This is a genomic window from Blastopirellula marina (assembly GCF_002967765.1).
In the GTDB taxonomy this organism is placed as follows: Bacteria; Planctomycetota; Planctomycetia; order Pirellulales; family Pirellulaceae; genus Bremerella; species Bremerella marina_A.
Genome location: NZ_PUHY01000010.1, coordinates 795029 through 817506, shown reverse-complemented (window position 1 = coordinate 817506; position 22478 = coordinate 795029). Strand labels below are relative to the sequence as shown.

Genomic DNA, 22478 nt, shown 5'->3' with positions numbered 1-22478 from the left:
GGATAAAATTCCCATGATTTTGGCCGGTTGGGCGATCCTTCCGGCCTGAATCGTGTCGCTTCTCAAGTAGCAAGCGGTTAACTTAACGCGGATCAGAGCAAAATTCCTGGCCGCAGCTCCCCAATTCCCTTGGCGACGGCCACGCATAGGCTAGAATCAAGGGAACTTGTGTCACCGCAAGCTTTTGCGCCCATAGCTCAGTTGGATAGAGCAGCGGTCTTCTAAACCGCAGGTCGGAGGTTCGAGCCCTCCTGGGCGTGCTTTTTTGATTGGCCGACCAGCGTTTCTCTTCTATTGGTCGCAGCTTCTACGAAAGCGGTCCAGGCAACGCGTCTCGTTCGTGCTTCCCTAAAGACGGTCTTCGCGACCATTTCTGGTATCCGCAATTTCACTGAAGCGTTCCCTCATATTACGGATATGGAATTCATAGCTTCCCAGCAATACGGAGTTGGGACACCGTTTCGCGACACTTGGCAGCAGAATGGACGTGAAGAACAAACGGAATTGGAAGCGATCGCGTTGGTCGAGAACGATCGGATTTGCCTGACCTCCGATGCTGGTGGATCGATCTGGCAAACGACGTTTTTCGTCAATTCTTCTGGCAGCGAAGTTGAGCTATCGCTGGTGATGGGGATCCATCCTTACACGTGGCTTGCCATGTTAGTGATGCCGCTGTATCGCGGCTTTGTAATAGAGGAAGTCTAACGTGACCTCGACTGTATGAAGCAGGTAGTATTGTGAGCAACTCGTTCGCAAAGACGATGTTGCCATCGGCAGGCCCCAACGCTTCAATCCAAACGTCGATACTTAACTTGAAACGCAAGACGTGATGGAAACTAATGGTAGATGCAAATCGAAAGTGGCCAATTTGCCGGTGCGTTTTGGGGCGAACACGGCATCCCAGAAACGTGGCTCGACCGCTTAGTTCGGAAAGAGATGATTGAGCACGCGTTGGCTGGAATTGTGTAGCCTACGCCACGCGTCGTTGTCCGCCTCCGGGTCGCCATCTAAAATGGTGTATGCGTTGTTTATCCATTTTCCCGAGCCTATTGTCCTGACTTGGTGTTCATGAACGCCCCCTCCCCTGCCAGCCAGCAATTGTTGGATTGGTTCAACAATTTAGAGTCTTGCCTCGTCGCATTTTCTGGGGGTGTCGATAGCAGTGTCGTGGCCAAAGCAGCGTCGCTTGCCTTGCAAGACCGAGCTATTGCCGTGACCGCGAAAAGTCCGAGCGTGGCTCAGCGTGATTTGGAAATTGCTCAGCAGGTCGCCGCGGCGATTGGCATTCGTCACGAAGTCGTTGAGACCTCCGAGCTCTCCCGCCCAGGTTATGTGGCCAACGCTTCCGATCGTTGTTTCCACTGCAAGTCGGAACTGTACGATCACCTGACAGCGATCCGTTCGCGGTACGCGACCGAAGTGATCGTCAACGGAGCAAATCTCGACGATCAAGGAGATCACCGGCCTGGCATGATCGCCGCTGCCAATGCGAACGTACGGTCTCCTTTGATCGAGTGTGCGATCGACAAGTCCACCCTTCGTAAGATCGCCAAAGAGTGGTCGTTACCGGTCTGGGATCGGCCGGCGTCGCCATGCTTGGCAAGCCGCATTGCCTACGGTGTCGAGGTCACTCCAGAGCGACTCAAGATGGTCGAACTGGCCGAAGCAGTTGTGCGAGACCTGGGGCTTCGCGACATGCGAGTTCGCTACCACGAAGGAGACTTGGCGAGAATCGAAGTCCCCGTTGATTCGATTGCCGTCCTTGCTGATGCGGATATTCGTCAGCGCGTTGAAGCAGAGTTACGAGAGATCGGCTTCAAGTTTGTCACGCTCGACTTGGGTGGTTTGAAGTCTGGCAGTCTGAATCAGCTAATTCAGGTTCAGCTGTAGCGTATGAAAGAGCTGCCCAAGGAATTTTGGACAGCTCTTTTGTTTCTTTTAATATGCTTCGCTTACTTAGCTGGCGAAGATACGATCCATACGATCGGCGATTTCAGTCAATCGCTCGCGAGGTCCGCCTGAGATTTCCGCAGTTGCCCAGCCTTCGTAGTTGATTTCGCGAAGGTTGGCCATCACCTTCGGCCAATCGACGTCCCCTTCCAGCAACTTGGCGCCGAAACCTTTGCCGTTGCCGTAATCCTTGATGTCGAGCTTCTTGATGCGGGCACCCAGGATAGGAATCCATTCGTGCGGAGGCGAGTACTTCACGGTGTTGCCGACATCGAAGTAGGCACCGACCATGTCGCTATCGAGTTCGTCGATAAAGCGAGCGGTTTCTTTCGGATCGGTTAGGAAGTTGTTCCAGACATTTTCCATGAGGATTTGAATGTTTTCTTCCTTGGCGACAGGCAGCGCTTTCTTGATCTGCTCGATCGAGCGTTCCCAGCACTGATCGTAGGTAACATCGTTGTTGACCACGCCAGGAACCAGCAGCACGCTTGTGCCACCGTAGGCCTTGCTGGCCTTGATGGCGGTGATCAGACCTTCCAGCCCTTTGGCTCGGACTTCTTCGTCAGGGTCGGAAAGTCGTGTATTCCAGTGAATCGAGTCGACGACGCCATGCACAGGCAAACCAGAGACTTCGATTGCCTTCTGGACTTCCGCCGGCTCAGGTCCGCCTGGGGAGTTGAGTTCTACACCGTCGAAGCCCAGTTCTTTCAAAACGGTCATCTTCTCGGCGAGCGTACCTTTGACGCCCACCATGCCAATTTTGACAGCCTTTTTGATTTTGGTCTGCTTGGATTTGGCATCCTGTTCGGCAGCCAGAAGGGATGCTGGGCCAGCCACAGCAAGCGAGCACGCAGCAGTTCCGGCAGCAGCAGAACAGTTGGTGAGGAACTCTCGGCGGGAGCGATTCATGAATAAGACCTCAGGCAAGAAGTAAAAAGAGGTTGGTACGAAAAGTCATCGTACCAACCTTCTGTGCGGGTTAAATGCTTTATCGCGGAATTATTATGAAGGAAATCTCCGCAATTTACTACTTGATATCCCGTGATTTCTGGGGATTTAGCAACTAGGTGCTATTCGCATCGCGCGGGTCGTGTGAAATCGGGTCCATGGTCTTGGTGTTCCGTTCGACGGCTAGAGCAATCGTCCGTTGTTCCAGCCCATCCTTCGAGCGGGCAACGATTGGAAAAATCTGTCGCTTGTCAGGGAAATCCATTTTTACCAAGAAGGTGCCGTCTTCCCGAACCTTGACCGGTTCGCCCGAGAGGGTGACGTACGATCCAGGTTTGGTGGAACCATAAACCATCATTTCGACTTCAATCTTGAGATCGAAGTCTTGGTTCGACTTGCCGTTGGTAAATTGATCGCCGACCAGACCCAAACGGGCGGCCATCGGCATGCCGACTGGGCGACGGAAGCGCTGTTCCAGCATTTCTCGCAGTTCGCCGTCCGCGTGCTCTTCGTCGGCACCGCCGCTGAGGGCATAAATCTTTTCCACGTTCTCAGCGACATCGTCCCAGTTGCCGTCGATTTCCTCGCACGAGCCAGGGCGTGGTGTGGTTACCACGTTGCTGCGGGCGATCGCATGGAATCGACCGTTCGTGGCGAGATAGCCAAGGTGGCAACGATAGCTTTTCGGTGGGTCAGCGACGTCGATGTACCAATTCTTGACGCCCCCATGAATCTCGATCTGCTTCACAAGGCGTTCGGAACCGCTTGTCATGATCTCGCCGTCGACTTGGGTGACCCGAAGCACGGGGATCGAAGTGTGCCAGTCTTGAGCCAAGGCAGCTTTGGCGCGATCGATTGATTTTCGCGAGACTTCCCAGCAGGCATGTAGCCAGTACGAATCACGCACCATCAATACCAAGCGATCTGCGCCGTTCGCTTCGTTGCCGCTCGTACCGATGTCCTTCGCCGCTTGACGCTGCTCGTGCATGCTGCGAATCGATTCGACCACTTTCGGGTCGGACTTTTTCTGGGGCTTCGGCTTTGAAATTCGCTTTTTGGCGGCTACTTCCGGTGGTTTCGCTTTGGCCGTGGGAGCCTTGCGGGACTTGGCGGTCGCTGGTGCTGGAGCTTTCGCCGCCGGTGCGGCAGGCTTCGCTTTCTTGGCCTTGGAGGATGATTTGCTCTTGGAGGTAGAACTGGTTGTCTTCGCAGCCTTGATGAGGGCTTTCACCAGTTCATCCTTGCGCATCGCGTGCCAACCGGTCACACCACGGCGCTTCGCCATTTGAGCTAAGTCCTTTGCTGTGTATTCCTTCAGAGAAGCGGCGGTGATCAAGACTAGTTCCTCCTGGCTCAAAGGATGTGAACGCTTACTTCGTCTGGGGGTGACGGAATGCCCCCAAGGCAAACTATTCAGGGGAGTCGTCCATAACGGTGTCGATCGACATTCGCCCCGCTCGGTCCCTGAGCAGAAGCTTCATCTGAAACGCAGATGAAAAACGGGATATATGCGTGATTGTCGCTGATAAGGCCAACCGAGTTACCGGGGAGGTAACAGGCTTTTCCTCGATTAGGTGGGTGCCGCGACGATTGAAATGGATCAAACGTCTAATTTGCTTAGGGTAAAGTTCTTCCCCGTTAAATGCCGTTGAAGGGATTTAGTGGAGAGATCTCAGGCACTCCCATAGAACCAAGCTGTGTGGCTCTGTAGGGTGGTATCCTGGGCAAGCAAACTCCTATCGATTGTAGCTGAACGTCGCTCAAATTGCAACGTACCAACCACTCGTGGTACGTTGCTTTGCCACCTCTGGTTTTAGCTTTTTCGGAAACTTATTCGTATTAGCGTCTCATTTCTGCGACCCAAAGAACTGGATTTTTTCAAGTATTTCAAATTTATTGCATCAGCTTCTGGTGGGTGGTATTTGCTTGGCTTGATCGAATGGTGTTGCGAAGCACTCGGCTCGACATTGTGAAAAATTCCACGAATTCCCTCGGTGCGGCGGTTTGGCCTGATTGACCGTGCCCAAGTCATGAAATAGATTGGCCCGCATGAGTTCGTGGTAGCACCCTCGATCTCGTGTGAACTGTGGCCTGAAGCCCCTTCCTAAATTTCAGAGGGCTTTTCCCTTGGCACCACCTTTTCAACCGGACCTCGATCCGATTGCGAGGGCCTACGTTTGGGTAGGACGGATCTTCACGATCTGTGGCGAGATGATTGTGCCCGGGGTATTAGGTTATGGGATCGACCATTTATTGGGGATCACTTTCCCAGTTTTCGCGATGATTGGTTTTGCCGCCGGGCTCATCCTGGGCATGACTCACTTGGTGATCATGGCCAATTCGCAAGAAACACGCGGACGTGTAGAGCACGACCCGGCCGAACGCGATGAAGAGCATCGCAGCTAAGTTGGCTCTGCAAACCCCAACGCCCCGCACACGAAGCGATGACAACCCCAAACGCCAACACATCTGAAGAAAGCGATGCACGTAAAGTAGTCGCGCACGACTTTTTGCCGTGCTTGTGGATGCTGCTGGGAATCTTGGGCGTCTTTCCGCTCTTCGCGGCGTACGGCTACACCCGCTATGAACTGGTTGGAGTGTTCTCAGCTGCCACTGCCGCAACGGTTGTGTTGATCGGCATGGAAGCAGCTTTGGTGCTCACGATCATGTTTCGCGACACCGACTTCAAAATTCCTTCGGTCCTGCTCGGAACGTTTTTCCGCACGGGAATTCCACTAGTTTTCGGAATGTTGATGCATACCGCTGGTGGCCCGCTTGCTGAGGCAGGATTGTTTGGCATGATATTGGTCTACTATCTTTTGACCCTCGGGGTCGAAACCGTATTGGCAGTCCAACTCGTATCGCAGACGTCCATATTTAAGAAAGCCGCTTAGCTAATGGCCGCCAACGAGGTCCTGCTCCATATCAAAGACAGTTTCTACTTCGAGGTTCCGAAGTGGTTGTGGCCTAAAAACCACGAAACTGTGCAAGACTTCCCGGATGTCTGGGTACGTCTCGACCCACAGTTTCAAGAGTGGCAGGCCGAGCAAGTCTTTCATGAGCTCAGCAGCGAAGAAGCCGAAGGTCTCCCTAGCGAGCATGACTTCCTGCACAACTACGAACACTGGAAGCACGAAGAAGGCAACCACGGCAAGCCTATTCAGCGTTACCTGGCGGAACTAGCCGCCCCGAAAGAAGAAGGTGGCGAAGGTTTGGCTTGGGCCAAGAGTGGCCAAGATATCGCTTCTGGCATCACCGCGGATCAGTATAAGTCATCCAAGGAAGCCAACTGGTCGCCTGAGAAGATTGACGGATACAACCACGCACTGAGTGGAAAAATCCTAATTCCTCAACCGCCAGGAACCAAGCTGCGAAACCTGTACGAAAAGGAATCGGGGTTTGGGGTGACGAAGTTCATGCTGATTGAAGTCTTCGTTGCAGTAATCATCGCAGTTGTCTTCATCGCTTACTCGCGTCGAATAGCCAACGGTAAGCTTCCGAAGGGAACCCTTTGGAATTTGTTGGATGTGTTCATCACGTTCATTCGCGATCAAGTCGCCAAAGCCAATATTCATCACGGTGCTGACAAGTTTGTCGCCACCTTGTGGTCCTTGTTCTTCTTCGTTCTCGGCTGCAACCTGTTTGGACTGTTGCCGTGGATGGGGTCCCCTACCGGCTCGATTAGTGTCACGATCACTTTGGCCGTCGCCGTCCTGTTTATCGGGATGATTGCAGGTGCTAAGGAGTTCGGCCCGGTCGGTGTCTGGAAGAACCTGGTTCCATCGATGGATTTGCCGTTTATCCTCGCAATCTTCATTATTCCGATGATGTTCGTGATCGAAGTCATGGGGATGTTGATCAAGCATGCTGTGTTGGGCGTTCGTTTGCTCGCTAACATGGTCGCTGGGCATGTCGTGCTTTTAGCAGTCATGGGTTTAGCAATCGCCGTTCAAGATCAAGGATATCTGCTCGCGTTGCCAGTGATGGTAATCGTTCTGGCAGGAAGTATCCTGTTGAGCTGCTTGGAACTTTTTGTTGCCTTCCTACAGGCATACGTCTTCGCTTTGCTCGCTGCACTGTTCATCAATGCAGAAACGCACAGCCACTAAGGTTGTGCTGGCTGAGTTGACGTCGCCATTGGATATAGAAACGTAGACCTTTTTTTCCCGAAACACACGTAAACGCATTTTCGTTACGGTTGAGGAGACCTGTTCCGTGATCAATTTCGTCAAATTGAGCATCATGAGTGTTTTCGCCCTGCTCGCTATGGCTGTCCCAGCGATGGCTCAAGAAGCTACCGCAAGCCTGCCTATCGCAACCAACTACCTCGGTATCGGCCTGGTCGTTATCGGTGCTGGTTACGGCATCGGCAAGTTAGCTGCTAGTGCCCTCGAAAGCATGGCTCGTCAGCCAGAAGTCGCTGGTAACATTCAAACCGCAATGATTATTGCTGCAGCTCTTATCGAAGGTTTTACCTTCTTCGCACTGCTGCTTTGCTGGATCGCCTAGTCGTATTCAGCTTGCCTGTTGGTGCCCAGCCGAGTTCACCTTTCAAGCATTTTCCGGGATTGTAAAGACGATGCGAAACGCATTACTTCGACCTACGCCATGGAGCACGTTCGCAGGGGTTCTTCTGATTGGTTTTCTGGTTGCCCCTGCCTGGGCTCAGGACGCCGAGAAGGAAGAGCCTGCCGCAGAAGCGCAGCCAATGGCGGCGGCAGAAGACGCTCGCCAGGAGAAGCAGGAAGACCGTCACGAGCGAGCTGAGAAGTTCAAGGAAATCGTCGCCGATGTCGCTGATGGCGACCTCGAAGAGGCGATTGCCGACGCTCATGACGAGGGTCACGCTGGTCATGGCAACCCGGACGATCTCTCCCATAACGATGCTTCGGCATCATTGGAAGATCCTTTGGCTTTTCAGCTTGAACTTTCGCTGTTCACATTGTTCGTCTTCCTTGGCTTGGTGACCGTCTTAGGTTACTTCGCCTGGGGACCGATCGTCGCTGCCCTGAAAGCTCGCGAAGAGTCGATGGAAGGCAAGATGAAGAAGGCGGAAGAGATGTATGAGCAAGCCAAAGCTAAGCTCGACGAGTACACTCGTAAGCTCTCGGAAGCCCAACAGGAAATCAAACAGACGCGGGATGACATGATCAAACTGGCCGACGATAAGGCCAAGCAGATCGAAGAAGCTGCCCAGAAGTCGGCTCAAGCGACCATGGAGCGAGCAACCCGCGAAATCGAGGCCGCCAAGGGGGCCGCGATCAACGAACTGGCCCAGGCTTCCGTCAACTTGGCAGTGGAACTTGCGGGCGAGATCACCCGCAAGGAACTGACGCCAGAAGACCACGCCAACCTGATTCAGGATTCGATTTCCAAGCTGCCTAGCACTAACTAGTACCGCTTGAAGATCGCTTTCCACGTACGCCCTAACCTTCGTCAGGATAATCCTTCCGACCATGGCTGGACCATCTTCCGACAATTCGACCTTTGACCTCGGCCGGCAACGCATCGGCACCGTATACGCCAAAGCTTTGCTTGGGGCGGCGGACGAAGCTGGCCAAACCGAGGCGGTTCTGGAAGAGTTCCAATCGTTGCTTCATGATGTGATCGCTCAGCGTGAAGATCTGCGGCACGCGATCGCAGGTTCGATCCTGACGGAAGAGCAACGGATCGATGTCCTGAACAAGGCCTTTGGCGAGAAAATGAATCCTGTGCTGCTCACCTTTTTGAAGGTGGTCACCCAGCACGGAAGGCAAGATTGTCTTCGCGAGATTTACGAAGCCGCGCGGAAGATCGATAACGATCGACGCGGACTGATCGAGGTTACGGCAACGACTGCTGCCGAACTTCCGGAACAACTTGCAGCGAGCCTGACGGAGCGTCTGAAAGAGAAGCTTGGTCGGGAGGTTGCGTTGAAGACGGAAGTCGATCCTGATCTCATTGGCGGACTGGTCCTGCATGTTGGGGACACGGTCTTTGATGGCAGCCTCGCCAATCGGCTGAAACAGCTTCGGCTCAAGGCTCTCGAAAAAACGGCTCAGGAGGCAAAAGCCTCGCTCGAGCGATTCACCAATTCAACGCAGAGTTAAAGCAGTAGACGGTAAGTTCCATGAAATTCAACGCGGACGAAATCGCTTCTGTCATCCAGCAGGAGATCCAACAGTTCGACACGCAAGTCGACGTGCGAGAAGTTGGACGTGTCCTGGAAGTAGGTGACGGTATCGCTCGGGTTTACGGCCTTTCCGGCATCATGGCCGGTGAAATGGTCGAGTTCCCCAACGGCACGATCGGCCTGGCCTTCAATCTGGAAGAGAACAGCGTCGGTGTGATCATTTTGGGTGACTACCTCACCATTAAAGAAGGTGACGAAGTCAAAGCCCTGGGTACGCTGCTGTCGGTGCCGGTTGGTGACGCCGTGCTCGGCCGTGTGGTCGACCCGCTGGGTAACCCACTCGACGGCATGGGACCGATTCAATCGAGCGAAACGCGCCCGGTCGAATTCCTTGCCCCTGGCGTGTCCGAGCGTAAGCCGGTTACCGAGCCGATGCAGACCGGTATCAAAGCGATCGACGCGATGACCCCGGTTGGTCGTGGTCAACGCGAACTGGTCATTGGTGACCGCAAAACGGGTAAGACGGCCATCGCGATCGACGCGATCCTAAATCAAAAGAACACCGGCGTTAAATGTTTTTACGTCGCCGTCGGTCAGAAAGACTCGTCGGTTGCCGGTGTGGTTGAAATCCTTCGCCGTAACGGTGCGATGGAATACACCACGGTCATCGTGGCTGGGGCGAGTGTCCCTGCCCCGCTGCAGTACGTGGCACCCTATGCCGGTACCGCCATGGCCGAGTACTTCATGTTCAACGGCCAGCACGCTTTGATCGTCTACGACGACTTGTCGAAGCAAGCCGCTGCCTACCGCGAGTTGTCGCTGCTGATGCGTCGTCCGCCAGGTCGTGAAGCTTACCCAGGTGACGTGTTCTACTGTCACAGCCGTCTGCTGGAACGATCGGCCAAACTGAGCGATGAGCTGGGTGCTGGTTCATTGACCTCGCTGCCGATCATTGAGACGCTCGAAGGTGAAGTGTCCGCGTACATTCCAACCAACGTGATTTCGATTACCGACGGCCAGATCTATCTGCAGCCTGACTTGTTCTTCGCAGGTATTCGCCCTGCTATGAATGTCGGTATTTCGGTTTCTCGCGTGGGTGGTAACGCTCAAATCAAAGCGATGAAGAAGGTTGCCGGTGGTCTTCGTTTAGACTTGGCAGCATTCCGTGAATTGGAAGCGTTCGCACAGCTCGGTACCGAACTGGACGAAGCAACTCAGCGTCGTCTCGACCGCGGTTACCGCATGGTCGAGCTGCTGAAGCAGGGCCAATACAAACCGCTCGACGTCTATGATCAGGTTCTCAGCATCTACGCTGGTACCCGTGGTCACTTGGACGAAGTGCCGGTCGTTGACGTTCTTCGGTGGGAAGCTGAATACCTCGAATTCGTCAAAGCGAAGTACGCCCAGATTCGCGAGAAACTGGAAGAGACCAAGGACCTGACTGACGAAGTTCGCGATCTGATGGAGACGGCGATTGCCGAATTCCAGAAGACCTTCGTCCCGTCGGAAACTGCCGAAGTTTAATCGCCCTCGCCGCGATCCTTTTAGCCACCGAAGAACATGGCCAATCCAAGAACCCTCGACAAACGCCGCAAGTCGGTTCGCAACATCAAGAAGATTACGCGAACGATGGAGCTCATCGCCACGGCCCGCTTCAAGCAGGCCATGGACCGAGCTTCTGCCGCTACGGCGTTCACGCAGCGGATCACGCAGTTTGTAAAGGACCTAACCGCGACCGAACTCGAATTCCAGCATCCCCTTTTGGAGAAGCGGGAATCGAAGAAGAAGGCCGTGTTGTTGGTGCTGACTTCCAATCGCGGTCTGTGCGGTGGTTACAACGGTAACATCTGCCGTGCCTCGTTCCCACGTCTTAAAGAGTTGCAGGAAGAATACGGCGAAGTCGAATTGTGGATCTCCGGCAAGAAGGGGATCTCAATCTTCCGTATCCAACGAAAGCTCAGTCCGAACAAATCGTTCTTCAACTTCGAGGACAAACCTCGTTACGAAGAAGTCGAAACGATCGCGGTCGACCTGCTCGACGCATTCCAGTCGAAGGAAATCGATCGTTTGGACGTGGCTTACATGAAGTTCGTGTCAACCTCGCGTCAAGAACCTTCCGTCGAGACTTTGCTCCCCTTGAGCGGTTTAGAAGGTGCTTCCGAAGAGGGTGCGAACGCTGAGAAGCCTTCGACAGGGTCGATGTACGAATTCATTCCTTCGGCCGAAAGTATCTTAGAAGAGGTCGTTCCGACCAGCTTCAAGGTGAAACTGTTTAAATGCTTCCTCGATGCCGCCGTTTGCGAGCAAATCGCCCGACGCGTCGCGATGAAGGCAGCAACCGAGAATGCAAACGATTTGATCAAGTTCCTGTCACGCGAATACAACCGCGCCCGACAGAGCCGGATCACCAACGAAATCATGGAAATCATCGGCGGCGTCGAAGCTCTCGCGAGCTCGTAGTTATCCGTCGTCCCCATACAAACCGTGGCTGAGAGGCGCCGAGGTATCTACTACCTTCCCTTTCAACACGATTAGAAACCGATTCCTATCGAGAATAGAAACATGGCGACTGCGACCGAACAGAAAATCGGAAAGATCACCCAGGTCATCGGTTCGACCTTCGATGCTGAGTTCAGCGACGGTGGTCTTCCTGAGATCTACAACGCTGTGAAGGTGAACGGCGACTACAAGGGTGTCACGATCAACCTGACCGGAGAGGTCCAGCAGCACTTGGGTGGCAACCGTGTTCGTTGTGTCGCCCTGGGTAGCACCGACGGTCTGATCCGTGGTTTGGATTGTGTCGACACCGGCAAGCCGATTTCGGTTCCTGTCGGTAAGGCAACACTCGGCCGCGTGTTCAATGTCACCGGCGATGCGATCGACGGTCGTGGTCCAGTCGAAACTGATACCTACCTCCCTATTCACCGCCCTGCCCCGGCCGTCGACGAGCTGTCGACCAGCACGGAAGTGTTTGAAACCGGTATTAAGGTGATCGACCTGCTGACCCCGTTCGTTCGTGGTGGTAAAGCTGGTCTGTTCGGTGGTGCTGGTCTGGGTAAGACGGTTATTCTCACTGAGCTGATCGCTCGTATCGCTTCGGCACACGGTGGTTTCTCCGTGTTCGCTGGCGTGGGTGAACGAACTCGTGAAGGGACCGACCTCTGGTTGGAAATGCAGGAAACGGAAATCGGTACCACCGGTCGTTACGTTATCGAACAAACCTGCATGGTGTTCGGTCAGATGAACGAGCCGCCTGGTGCCCGTCTTCGCGTCGCGATGAGCGCGTTGACCATGGCTGAGCATTTCCGCGATGCAACTGGTACCGACACGCTGCTATTTGTTGACAACATCTTCCGCTTCTCACAAGCGGGTTCTGAAGTGTCCGCACTTCTCGGTCGTATGCCTTCGGCGGTGGGTTACCAGCCAACGCTGGCTACAGAAATGGGTCAGCTTCAAGAACGTATTGCTTCCACCAAGAAGGGTGCTATCACCTCGGTGCAAGCTGTTTACGTTCCTGCGGACGACCCGACGGACCCGGCCCCGGCTACGGCGTTCGGCCAGCTCGACGCGTTCATCTACCTGGAACGATCGATTTCGGAAAAGGGTATTTATCCAGCCGTGGATCCGCTGGCATCGTCCAGTCGTATTCTCGATCCTCAATACGTCGGCGAACGCCACTATGCGATTGCTCGTCGCGTGCAGACTACCCTGCAGCGTTACCGCGAACTTCAAGATATCATTGCGATTCTCGGTATCGACGAATTGAGCGAATCGGACAAGATCATCGTTCATCGTGCTCGCCGAATCGAACGCTTCCTGTCGCAGCCGTTCCTTGTGGCGGAAAAGTTTATCGGCAAGCCGGGTGAGATTACCCCGTTGGCCGACACGATCCGCAGCTTTGAAGAAATCTGCGATGGTAAGTGGGATCACCTGCCCGAATCGGCGTTCATGTACGTTGGTTCGATCGAACAGGCTGAAGAACAAGCTCGTAAGATGGCTTCGGAGAAGCGTTAATCGTGCCTTCCATTCAATGCATCGTGGTCACTCCCGAGAAGACCGCTCTGGAAACAACGGCTGATTTCATCGCGCTCCCCTTAGCGGATGGCGAAATGGGGATTGGTGAAAACCACGCCCCGGTCATCGGTCGACTTGGTTTCGGCGAAATGAGATTGGTTTCTGGCGGACAAGCTCAGAAGCTATACATCGACGGCGGGTTCGTCCAAATTGCCAATAACGAGGTTACCATCCTCACCGGCAAGGCGATTCCGTGCGACGAAGTTAATCTTGAGCAAGCCGAGAAGCAACTCGCCGAGGCATCAAAAGCAGTCGCGCCGACTGCAGAATTAGCCGCGATCAAGACTCGCAACATCGAGCAGGCTCGGGCGCAGATCCGGACCGCTAAGCAAGCCGCCAAATAGGTCGGCCGGCATTCTTTTGCCATCGGCTGATAGCATCGCATCCATCAATGCGATGCTATCGCAAGTATTGCGTGATCCAGGCAATTCCGCTGCTTCAGGATTGTCTATCTTACCGAAACGCCACTGGCGGAAAGCTGCGTAGGAAAACCACGCCGATCCTGTCAAATCGTGGCGAAATCTCACCGCGTGTCTGTCGATCAATTCAAGCAGTAACGAGAACTTTCCCCCACGGGTTCTCAGCTTGTATCGTTGGTCAAGGTAAGTCGACATGGGTCGAGATTCATCGCAAAACGCAGCAACGCACGGTTCGGATTCTCGAAATCGGGGACGGGGCGCTGAACTGTTGATTAGTCGGGGACAGGCAAGTTTCCGTATTCGGCATATCGAGTCCTCCGTTTTCATGTTGGGTTCCAGTGACGAATGCGATCTTGTCTTGGGAGATGACCAGTTCCCTGAACTGTATGCGTACATCCTGCGTACCGACGGTGGTTATCAGCTTCGCTGCCTGGCAGCCGAGCCGGTGCTTACTGTAAACGCTGAGGATGCGTTGTTAAGCCATCTTGAGGATGGCGATCGTATCCGTTGTGGTCCGTATGAATTCCGTTTTCATCAAACCGCTGCTTCGCCTGATCGTCCTGCGGAAGCAGCGAAAATGGTGCCAACCCCGGCAACCAAAGCCGCGTGGGTAGCTACCGACGGCCAAGGCCAAGAAGGGGTCGCGGCCGTACGTCGACTGCTTCGTGATATTCAATCACGACTCAGCGACCCAATTCGACAAACGTCCCAACATCGCCGATCCGCCTGAATCGGCAGAATCCCTACATTCCGAAGAGATTGGTTTGATGCATCCGACTGCCCCCATCCTTGGCAACGAGCCGGTGTCGCTCATTCACTTTGACGATGTCGTTTTGACATCGCTCCGTGAAACGCGTTCTGTGATCGAATCTAATAGCGAGCCGACCATCGTCATCTCGGCTCGCTGCGACCTTTTGAAGGATGAACTGCGAGACCTATACGCTCAGTTGTTAGCCGCCAACTAAGCCTCACCGCGCATGCTGGTCGGATTAGTAGCCAAGAACATCCTTGGTTATTAGCATGGGGGAATGAACGGCCAGCCTCGTCCATCTTACGAATCTCCTTCCCCGCTTCACCGCGTCCGAACTTGGCTGGCGATTTGGCTGCCGTTTGTGGTTCTCGCCACAATCTTCTTCGGTGGTAGCTTTGTTCGCCAGGAACAGTTCGTCTTCCGCGACGCAGCGCATTTCTATTATCCGCTATTCCATGAAGTAACCCGGCAATGGAAAGCAGGCGAAATTCCCCTCTGGTCACCTTGGGATGGAATCGGTGTGCCGTTAGCTGCGGATGCCACGCCCAGCGTCTTTTATCCAGGCAAACTGCTACTAGTGACGCCGCTGGGCTTCGATTTCGGCCTTCGGTTGTATGTGCTGATCCATTACGCCATCGCGTACGCAGGTATCTATGTGGCGGCTCGCATATGGGGATGTTCGCGAACCGCTTCCGTCTTGGCGGCTGTTGCCTACGCGTTTGGTGGACCACTTCTCAGTTATCACTCAAACATCATTTTTTTGGTCGGATCGTCTTGGCTGCCGTGGGCGATGGTTTGCGGATGGAGACTGGCTCGCCGCCCTGCTTTGCTTCCGGGGATGGGATTGGGTAGTTGTTTGGCAATGATGATCCTCGGCGGCGACCCGCAGTTGGCTTTTCACACAATGATGCTTCTTTCGCTGGCGGCCGTTGTCTTTGTGCTGCCTTGGAAGACAGAAGCCACCTGGAGCGTTTGGTTGCGTTGGCGAACGTTCCGGATGGGGGCTCTAGGAACTGCGGCATTCATGGCCTTCAGCTTGTCGGCCATACAAATCTTACCGAGTAGTGAATGGGCCGCACGGAGTGTTCGCGCAACGAGTCACGAACCACGCAGCGTTTATGAACTTGCAGCAACTGCCATTCAAGGAAAAGAGATCGCCTGGGATACGTTGCTGGGAGATCCGCCTGACGGAAGCCACGCCCGCCACAGTTACGACTTCAGCATCGCCCCCTGGGTATTGCCGGAGATGTTTGTCGCGAACTTCCGCGGTAAGTTGTATCCCCGTAACGAGCGTTGGACGCGCGCGATTCCGGCTGATGGACGTATCTGGTTTCAATCGGTTTTCCTCGGATCACTGGTATGTCTGTTCGCTGCTGCCGCGTTCTTTCGAGGATCTGCTCGCCGAGTCGATCGCTGGTTGATCGGCGTCGCCGCGTTCGGCTTACTGGCAAGTTTGGGGTGGTATGGTCTTGGTTGGATCATCTTGGAGGTCGGTCATCTCGTGGGGTGGAACGGAACGGGGATGCCGGTGGGCTCGCCGTTTGGTGGGCTGTATTGGCTGATGAATCTCTTAGTTCCAAAGTTTTCCGGGTTTCGTTATCCAGCAAAGTGGTGGATTTTTGTCGCGTTTGCAGTACCGATCCTCGCTGGTCGCGGACTCGATCACTTCCATGTTTCTTGCCGTGGTTTCCGCTGGTCGATGATTGCCACCGTTGTTGGTGTGCTGATTGGTGGTTGCTTTCTGGTGGCCTCGCCTTGGTTCGCGGCTTCGCTGCCCGACGTTCCCAACGACGCTTTATTCGGTCCTTTGGATGCCGCAGCGGGACTTTCCCAAATGGCGATCGGGATGTTACAAGCCACTGCGGCAATCGCGCTGGGAATATCAGCGTTTTATTTTCTGCCACGACAGGTTGCCGTCTGTTTGATTGTCGTGCTGGTGGGGGCAGAACTGGGGATCAGTAATCGCTGGATTCTGGTCACGGCGCCACAAGCTTTATGGCACCAAGGTGGTTTTGAGAAAACGAATGTGCCACTAAACGATCGCCGAAGTTACTTCAGTTCCTACTACGATCGAAATGAAAACATCTATCCCGAGTCGTTTGCGAACACAGGCTCTGATGATCGGATGATCGAGGGAATGAAGATCGATCGCCGCGAGTCGTTCCCGCGTTACCAAATGCTCGAGCCCATGAGGAATTCGCCTGCGGTGGTGAGCATTCGACCACGTGACTATGAAACACTATGGAATTCGGCAACGTCACACGAGCAACGTGAACTCGTCAGGAAGATGTTCGGCTGCTATCCGGTCGGACTTGGTACTTTTCGAGAAGCATGGTGGCTTAACCAAGTTCAATGGCACGATCCAATAGAGGACGCTTCCTCCGCGGCGATGTGGCAAGGGACACGAGAAATTTTGGATACCATCCAGGCAGCCAACATGCCTCAGGTAGGCCCAGTTATTCCGCCAGACATCCCCTCTTCCCAGCACATGGCGTGGGACAAAGATTTCGGGTATCCGGCCGTACTGGAAGCCGAACAAGCCGATCGCTTGGATGCGCCTCCTGTGCCGGCCAGCTCGCTGGTGATCACGAATTATCGACGCGAGCGAGCCGGACAGATCATCATCGAGCTTGTCGATTGCCAGCCAGGTTGGATGGTGTTTCGCGAATACTTCGATCGCGGCTGGCAGTGCGAGATTGTCGGTCGTAATGGACAAGCCCGAACGGCCGTTCCCATTTATCGAGCCAATCGGGTGATGATGGCTGTGCCTGTCGAGGCGGGCGATACTCTGGTAACGCTCACGTATTTGCCCCGATCGTTTGTGATTGGGGCCATCATTTCCGCAATCAGTTGGGCCGTCCTGCTGATTACGCTGGTGGTGATTCCGCTGAAGCGATCTTGGCCCAGTGCGAGACAACGCTAGATCTGGAAGTTGACTTCTTCTTCAATCTCACCGACCGCTTCCGAACGTAGACGTAGACGCGGTTTTTCCAGCAGCACGGTCGTGTTGGGATCGACACTGCGCGTCAACCAAACACTCGATCCGATCACGCTGTGGTTTCCCACGGTGGTCCGGCCGCCGAGTACCGTAGCATTGGCATAGATCACCACATGATCCTCGATGGTCGGATGCCGCTTCATACCACGGACAATGTTTCCTTCGTTGTCGGTATCGAACGACAACGCACCGAGCGTCACGCCTTGGTATAGCTTCACATGGTCACCGATTTGGCATGTTTGTCCAATGACCACACCGGTGCCATGGTCGATGAAGAAATAGCTACCAATCGTCGCCCCTGGGTGAATATCGATGCCGGTTTGCTTGTGGGCCCACTCGGTCATCATCCGCGGAATGAACGGCACCCCTAAGCGGTACAAAGTATTCGCCACGCGGTAAACGGTGATCGCTTCTAAGCCGGGATAGCAGAAGATGACTTCATCCAGGTTGGTGCACGCCGGGTCGCCGTCGTAGGCTGCTTGGACATCGGTCGCCAAGACTTCGCGTAGTTCCGGCACGCGATTCAGAAACTCGATCGCCATGGCCTGGCCTTTGGCTTCAAAGTCGGTTTCTTCCATCGGATTGCAAGGATCTTGCTTTCCGTTGACCCGCTCGTCATGTCGCAGGGCTCGGGCAATTTGCGTCGTTAGTTTATCGTGTAGACCATCGATGATGTCACCCACATGGTAGGTGATGTTCCCCATGTGCAGGCCTTCACGCCGCTGGTAACCGGGGTAGATGATCTCTTTCAAGTCTTCCACAATCGAGATCACCACATCATAGTTCGGCAGTGGGCAGTGCCCCAAGTGGTTGATCTTGCCTATTTTCTGATAGGTGCTGACGATGCGATCGGTCAGCGTGGGAAGGTCTTCTTTCAAGCGTGCATCGGAAGCCATGGCATGTGTCCTAAGTATTTGAACCGACGAGAGAGGTGTGTCCTGTGCGAATCATGAACGTGTCCGCTGTGGGAAGCGGGCCGCGTTGTCGTTTAGTGACAACAACAGAGGCAGGTTCGACAGTAACAGGTCGCCAGAAGATGCATGTCTCGGTTCAAGATTGCCGGTTGCATGGACTTTTCCACGGGGTTATTGAGTTTTTGGATGCCCGGCCTGACAAAAGGTCACCAATGTTTTCGTCGTTATAGGCAACGAAAATGAACCCGAAAGGAACAATCAATAAAAATGCCCTCGCTTTCGTATTTTCGCAAACTTGAAAGCGAGGGCAAGGTACGCGGAAAGGTTTGATCACGCAAAATGCAAACTATGCGACTTCCTCCTCCTCTTGCATGCCATACTGATGCTTCTCTTGCAGGTGAGCCGGAAGCGGGGCGTAATGGGCGAAATGCAGACTATAGCTCCCCTGCCCTCCTGTAAGACTGGAAAGCGAGCGAGCATACGAAGAAATCTCAGATAGCGGGGTAACGCAAACGACCGTCTGCATGTTCGAGCCAGCGTCTTCTGTGCCGGAGATCTGACCACGACGTGTCGCCATGTCGCTGTAGATGTCCCCTACACAGTCGATCGGCACCGTCACGTGCATTTCGACCATCGGTTCCAACAACTGCGGCCCTGCCTTTTTGCAGACTTCACGCAGGGCAGCCGAAGCGGCGATCCGGAAGGCCGTTTCGCTGCTATCAACCGGGTGATGCTTACCGTAGTGAACCTCGACACAAAGGTCTTGCAGTGGATAACCAGCCAGCACGCCTTTCTGAACTCGCTCGACCAGTCCTTTTTCAACCGCCGGCATGAAGCTGCCAGGAATCGAAGCTCCGACAATCGAGTCGATCCACAGGAAATTCATCGAGTCGAAGTAGTGGACATGCTTGAGGTTGGGAAAGTTCGCTTTCGTGGCGAACGAAGCGATGTCGGTCCCACGGGGTAGCGGCTGCACACGGATATGGACTTCGCCGAATTGGCCACGCCCGCCCGATTGCTTTTTATGGCGATAGAAACCATCCGCCGGATAGGTGATCGATTCGCGATACGGAATCCGAGGTTCGTAGGTTTCGATTTCCAAATGATCACGACGGGCCAGGCGTTCCTGGATGAGGGACAAATGAAGTTCGCTCATGCCTCGTAGCACCAACTCGTGCGTTTCCTCATCATGATCAACACGGATTGTCGGATCTTCTTCGACCAGTTTATGGAGTGCCACGCTGAGCTTGGCTTCGTCGTTATGACTCTTGGGACGAATCGCCACACCGACCATCGGCTGTGGAAATTCGATTTCAGGAAGTTCGACTTCCCCTTCATTCGTTCCGGTATGAAGTTGCTCCATCTTTGCCACCGCAACGATATCGCCAGGCTTCGCCTCGTCGATCGGAGCTAAGTGGTTAGCTTGCACGTCGAGAAGCTGCCCAATTCGCAGGCCTTTCTTGCCGTTGGAACTTGGCAATGTCATGTCTTTACGGAGCGTGCCATTATAAACGCGGATGTAGCTCAGCTTTTGCACGAAGGGATCGATACGAGTTTGAAACACCTGAGCGACGAGCGGTCCATCAGGATTGCCATCGATCTCAACTTCACTTCCGTCATGCATCTTTGCTTTACGATGCACCATCGAAGGTGGCAACGAGCAAAGAGCCATCGCGTCCATCAGTTCCGAGATTCCAACTCCCTTCTTAATACTGCAGCAGACAATCGGAATGAGCGTGCCGGCGGCGACTGCCTTCGGAATCAGGACTTTCAAGTCATCGTTCGTGGGGACTTCGCCTTCGAAGTATTTCTCCATCCACGCTTCATCTGCTTCGATGGTCGCTTCGACGAGCGACTCTTTGTAGATGGCTGGGTCGATGGGGGCGTTCGCAGTGTTGGCCTTTTCATCCAAAAGTTCGACGACACCAACGATCGAGCCATTGTCAATTCGGGGGAAGTTGATCGGCACACACGCCTGACCGAAAGTCTCGCGGATCGATTGCATCAGCTCGGCGAAATCGACATGCTCGGCATCGATCTTATTGACCACAATCATGCGGCCGATGCCTGCTTTCTCGGCTTCTTGGAAGACGCGCCGCGTATTGACGGCGATTCCGGCGTGAGCGTCGATGACGATCATGGCCGTGTCTGCTCCTCGCATGCCAGAGATAGTTTGCCCGATGAAGTCGGGATAGCCGGGAGCGTCGATGACGTTAAAGCGGAGCCCTTGATGCTCGAAGTGGGCGAGAGTCGCCTCGATAGAAAGATGGTGAGCCTTTTCTTCGGGCTCGAAATCACAAACACTCGTTCCTTCATCCACGCTATGCGTGCCGTCCACTGCGTGGGTAATCTCAAGTAGGCGGTCAATCAGGCTCGTCTTTCCGGTCGAGCCATGACCGCATAACACAATATCGCGGACGGTCTCTGAAACACAGGTAGCCATTGCAAACTCCTTCCGTGCAAAAACACGAGAAAAGAAATTCCCGCGTGGGAAAGCCACGGGGAACCTCTTCTCCGTGGATTGACTGCTATTGGCTGTTCAGGCTTCGATTGGGAAGTCTAAGTAGCTGTTGAGTAAGGTTGATCTCGCTATTTGAAATGAATGAATTGCCTATTAATAACTTCGGTATATGTAGTATGCCGCGCAAAATCAAAACAGGAAAGTCGCTCTTTTGTCGCGGTTAAAGCCAGCGGATATTCTGGCTTAAGGAGCCGTTTTCGTAGGGGCGTTGGTTGCGGCATCCATGGGCCGGGCACGCACGAGAATGGCGTGGTATACGTCGTTGTCAATTGGGGCGATAAACAGCAAGTCTCCGGCAGGAATTTTGCCTTCGTAAAATAATTTTCCTTCCACCATTTTCGTCTTTGGAAAATGCTCTTCCGGGGTATTCGAGAAGTCCGGATACTGATGTCCCACTTGCAATTCGAGTCGGAATTGCAGGTGGAGTCCGGCCTTTCGGAACCCCCAAAAACCTCCGAGCTGTGTGCTCTCGATGCCTTGCGGAGGAGGATCCCCCCGAGGCACCTTGACGAAGCGACTATCGGTATAGCTATCGGCCTGATAAGGCCACATATGGACTTCACGTTCTTTCGCACGGAACGGTTGCTGGATCCGATCGTCTTCAGGAGCAAACGCCGTTAGATCGAAGTCTTTTACTTCGGCCCATCGATAAGGAGAATCCTTGATCGCACGGAACGTCAGCCCCAAAGCATCGAGCTTCTTTGCCGGGATGGTTTCAATTTGGTACGAGACAACTCCTCTCGCCGATCGGAAATAGCCCAGGTAACCAAAGATGGCGGCGAGGACGGCGATGCCGACCATCATCCAGCGGAGACTGAACCGACCTTGCAGTAGCCCCCGCGAACTCCCCGCGTGCGAAGTCGTCGACGGATCACTATCGTGCATAGAAGTGCTTTGCAAAAACGATGAGGGGTGACTCTTTTGACCCCTTCGATTCTACCGTGCGAGAGTAGCTACCGACGAGACTTTGTTTGCCTTGTTTATATGTTCAAAGGGGCGATCGCTTTCACTAAATTATTTTGCGGCGGCAACCGCTTCGCGAACGGTCAGGCGGTTCTCGTAGAGAGCCCGACCGACGATTGCTCCGTCCAGACCGGCTGCGGTCAAGTTCTTCACGTCTTCCACCGAAGTGACACCCCCTGATGCGACGACCGGCAATTTGACCGCTTCCTTCATTGCTTTCATCGCCGGGACATTGGGGCCAGCCAACATGCCGTCGGTCGCGATGTCGGTGTAGATCAACGCGGCGATGGGAAGGTGTTCGTAGGTTTTCGCCAAGTCGATCGCGGACGTGGTGCTTACCTCCAACCAGCCGTCAGTCGCGACCATGCCTTCTTTGGCATCGATGCCTAGGACCAGCTTGTTGGGAAAACGCTCGCACATCTTGGCAAACCATTCGGGCTCACGCAGGGCCTTGGTACCGATCACCAAACGGCTCAGTCCGAGGGCGAGAAGTTGCTCGATGGTTGCTTCGTCGCGAATTCCACCACCGACTTCACACGGAATGCTAACCGCGCTGATGATGGCCGAAATCGCGTCTCGGTTTTTTAGGCTACCATCTTTGGCACCATCAAGATCGACCAGATGCAAACAGTCGGCTCCCTCTTCGACCCAACGCTTGGCCATTTCGGCCGGGTCGTCACCGTAGACCGTTTCGCGGTTGTAGTCCCCTTGCTGTAGGCGAACACATTTCCCGCCGAGAAGATCGATAGCCGGCCAAATTTCCATCTTATGGATCCTTTCTGCACCAGCGGTCGAAAAGAGGACTCGACTGGCAATATCTCAAATAGA

General features: G+C 54.2%; 22 protein-coding genes and 1 tRNA gene. 17 read left to right on the top strand and 6 right to left on the bottom strand.

Features of this window, described 5'->3' with window-relative positions; all coding sequences use genetic code 11:
* The first annotated feature begins 186 nt into the window (after window positions 1-186).
* From C5Y83_RS14480 to larE, 4 genes are all read left to right on the top strand, one after another.
* Window positions 187-260 (top strand) — tRNA-Arg (locus C5Y83_RS14480).
* Between the two features lie 34 nt (window positions 261-294).
* Window positions 295-705 (top strand): hypothetical protein, encoded by a 411-nt coding sequence (locus C5Y83_RS14475; RefSeq protein WP_105330436.1) that lies wholly within the window; start codon window positions 295-297, stop codon window positions 703-705.
* Window positions 706-846: 141 nt separating this feature from the next.
* Window positions 847-969 (top strand): hypothetical protein, encoded by a 123-nt coding sequence (locus tag C5Y83_RS29985; RefSeq protein WP_261341464.1) that lies wholly within the window; start codon window positions 847-849, stop codon window positions 967-969.
* Between the two features lie 99 nt (window positions 970-1068).
* Window positions 1069-1890, top strand: coding sequence for an ATP-dependent sacrificial sulfur transferase LarE (gene larE / locus C5Y83_RS14470; RefSeq protein ID WP_105330435.1), 822 nt, complete (start codon window positions 1069-1071; stop codon window positions 1888-1890).
* 66 nt (window positions 1891-1956) lie between these two features.
* On the opposite strand, the gene C5Y83_RS14465 is transcribed toward larE, so the two are convergent.
* Together C5Y83_RS14465 and C5Y83_RS14460 are read right to left on the bottom strand one after the other, a co-directional pair.
* A complete protein-coding gene (locus tag C5Y83_RS14465) occupies window positions 1957-2859 on the bottom strand; it encodes a sugar phosphate isomerase/epimerase family protein (RefSeq protein WP_105330434.1) in 903 nt (300 codons plus the stop codon).
* 154 nt (window positions 2860-3013) lie between these two features.
* A complete protein-coding gene (locus tag C5Y83_RS14460; protein ID WP_199195041.1) occupies window positions 3014-4234 on the bottom strand; it encodes a DUF4912 domain-containing protein in 1221 nt (406 codons plus the stop codon).
* A 791-nt stretch (window positions 4235-5025) separates the two neighbouring features.
* Here C5Y83_RS14460 and C5Y83_RS14455 point away from each other — a divergent pair.
* The 13 genes from C5Y83_RS14455 (at window position 5026) to C5Y83_RS14395 (ending at window position 17177) form a co-directional block, all read left to right on the top strand.
* Window positions 5026-5304 (top strand): AtpZ/AtpI family protein, encoded by a 279-nt coding sequence (locus C5Y83_RS14455; RefSeq protein ID WP_105330433.1) that lies wholly within the window; start codon window positions 5026-5028, stop codon window positions 5302-5304.
* Between the two features lie 38 nt (window positions 5305-5342).
* Window positions 5343-5792 carry a hypothetical protein gene (locus C5Y83_RS14450; protein ID WP_105330432.1) on the top strand — a complete coding sequence of 150 codons (450 nt, stop codon included), beginning with the start codon at window positions 5343-5345 and terminating at the stop codon, window positions 5790-5792.
* Window positions 5793-5795: 3 nt separating this feature from the next.
* Window positions 5796-7007 carry a F0F1 ATP synthase subunit A gene (gene atpB / locus C5Y83_RS14445; protein WP_105330431.1) on the top strand — a complete coding sequence of 404 codons (1212 nt, stop codon included), beginning with the start codon at window positions 5796-5798 and terminating at the stop codon, window positions 7005-7007.
* A 172-nt stretch (window positions 7008-7179) separates the two neighbouring features.
* On the top strand, window positions 7180-7407 hold the full coding sequence (atpE, locus tag C5Y83_RS14440; protein WP_105330797.1) for an ATP synthase F0 subunit C: 228 nt from the start codon (window positions 7180-7182) through the stop codon (window positions 7405-7407).
* A 70-nt stretch (window positions 7408-7477) separates the two neighbouring features.
* Window positions 7478-8293, top strand: coding sequence for an ATP synthase F0 subunit B (locus tag C5Y83_RS14435; RefSeq protein WP_105330430.1), 816 nt, complete (start codon window positions 7478-7480; stop codon window positions 8291-8293).
* Window positions 8294-8354: 61 nt separating this feature from the next.
* Window positions 8355-8987: an ATP synthase F1 subunit delta gene (gene atpH / locus C5Y83_RS14430; protein WP_105330429.1), complete on the top strand. Its 633-nt coding sequence runs from the start codon at window positions 8355-8357 to the stop codon at window positions 8985-8987.
* Between the two features lie 20 nt (window positions 8988-9007).
* Window positions 9008-10534 (top strand): F0F1 ATP synthase subunit alpha, encoded by a 1527-nt coding sequence (gene atpA, locus C5Y83_RS14425; protein ID WP_105330428.1) that lies wholly within the window; start codon window positions 9008-9010, stop codon window positions 10532-10534.
* 36 nt (window positions 10535-10570) lie between these two features.
* Window positions 10571-11470, top strand: coding sequence for an ATP synthase F1 subunit gamma (gene atpG / locus C5Y83_RS14420; protein ID WP_105330427.1), 900 nt, complete (start codon window positions 10571-10573; stop codon window positions 11468-11470).
* A gap of 102 nt (window positions 11471-11572) precedes the next feature.
* Window positions 11573-13024 carry a F0F1 ATP synthase subunit beta gene (gene atpD / locus C5Y83_RS14415; protein ID WP_105330426.1) on the top strand — a complete coding sequence of 484 codons (1452 nt, stop codon included), beginning with the start codon at window positions 11573-11575 and terminating at the stop codon, window positions 13022-13024.
* Between the two features lie 2 nt (window positions 13025-13026).
* The gene (atpC, locus tag C5Y83_RS14410; RefSeq protein WP_105330425.1) at window positions 13027-13428 is read left to right on the top strand and encodes an ATP synthase F1 subunit epsilon; all 402 of its coding nucleotides are present in this window, start codon (window positions 13027-13029) and stop codon (window positions 13426-13428) included.
* Between the two features lie 268 nt (window positions 13429-13696).
* Window positions 13697-14233 carry an FHA domain-containing protein gene (locus C5Y83_RS14405; RefSeq protein ID WP_105330424.1) on the top strand — a complete coding sequence of 179 codons (537 nt, stop codon included), beginning with the start codon at window positions 13697-13699 and terminating at the stop codon, window positions 14231-14233.
* Between the two features lie 37 nt (window positions 14234-14270).
* Window positions 14271-14468, top strand: coding sequence for a hypothetical protein (locus C5Y83_RS14400; protein WP_105330423.1), 198 nt, complete (start codon window positions 14271-14273; stop codon window positions 14466-14468).
* Window positions 14469-14531: 63 nt separating this feature from the next.
* Complete coding sequence (locus C5Y83_RS14395; RefSeq protein ID WP_105330422.1) at window positions 14532-17177, top strand: hypothetical protein; 2646 nt, start codon at window positions 14532-14534, stop codon at window positions 17175-17177.
* Here the strand turns inward: C5Y83_RS14395 and epsC are convergent.
* The 4 genes from epsC to hisA form a co-directional block, all read right to left on the bottom strand.
* Window positions 17174-18148 carry a serine O-acetyltransferase EpsC gene (epsC, locus tag C5Y83_RS14390; RefSeq protein WP_105330421.1) on the bottom strand — a complete coding sequence of 325 codons (975 nt, stop codon included), beginning with the start codon at window positions 18146-18148 and terminating at the stop codon, window positions 17174-17176. The two genes, C5Y83_RS14395 and epsC, sit on opposite strands and share 4 nt — an antisense overlap.
* Window positions 18149-18512: 364 nt before the next feature.
* Window positions 18513-20609, bottom strand: a complete 2097-nt coding sequence (locus tag C5Y83_RS14385) for an elongation factor G (protein WP_105330420.1) — start codon at window positions 20607-20609, stop codon at window positions 18513-18515.
* 261 nt (window positions 20610-20870) lie between these two features.
* A complete protein-coding gene (locus tag C5Y83_RS14380) occupies window positions 20871-21572 on the bottom strand; it encodes a hypothetical protein (protein ID WP_105330419.1) in 702 nt (233 codons plus the stop codon).
* Window positions 21573-21701: 129 nt separating this feature from the next.
* A complete protein-coding gene (gene hisA / locus C5Y83_RS14375) occupies window positions 21702-22415 on the bottom strand; it encodes a 1-(5-phosphoribosyl)-5-[(5-phosphoribosylamino)methylideneamino]imidazole-4-carboxamide isomerase (protein WP_105330418.1) in 714 nt (237 codons plus the stop codon).
* Window positions 22416-22478: the final 63 nt, after the last annotated feature.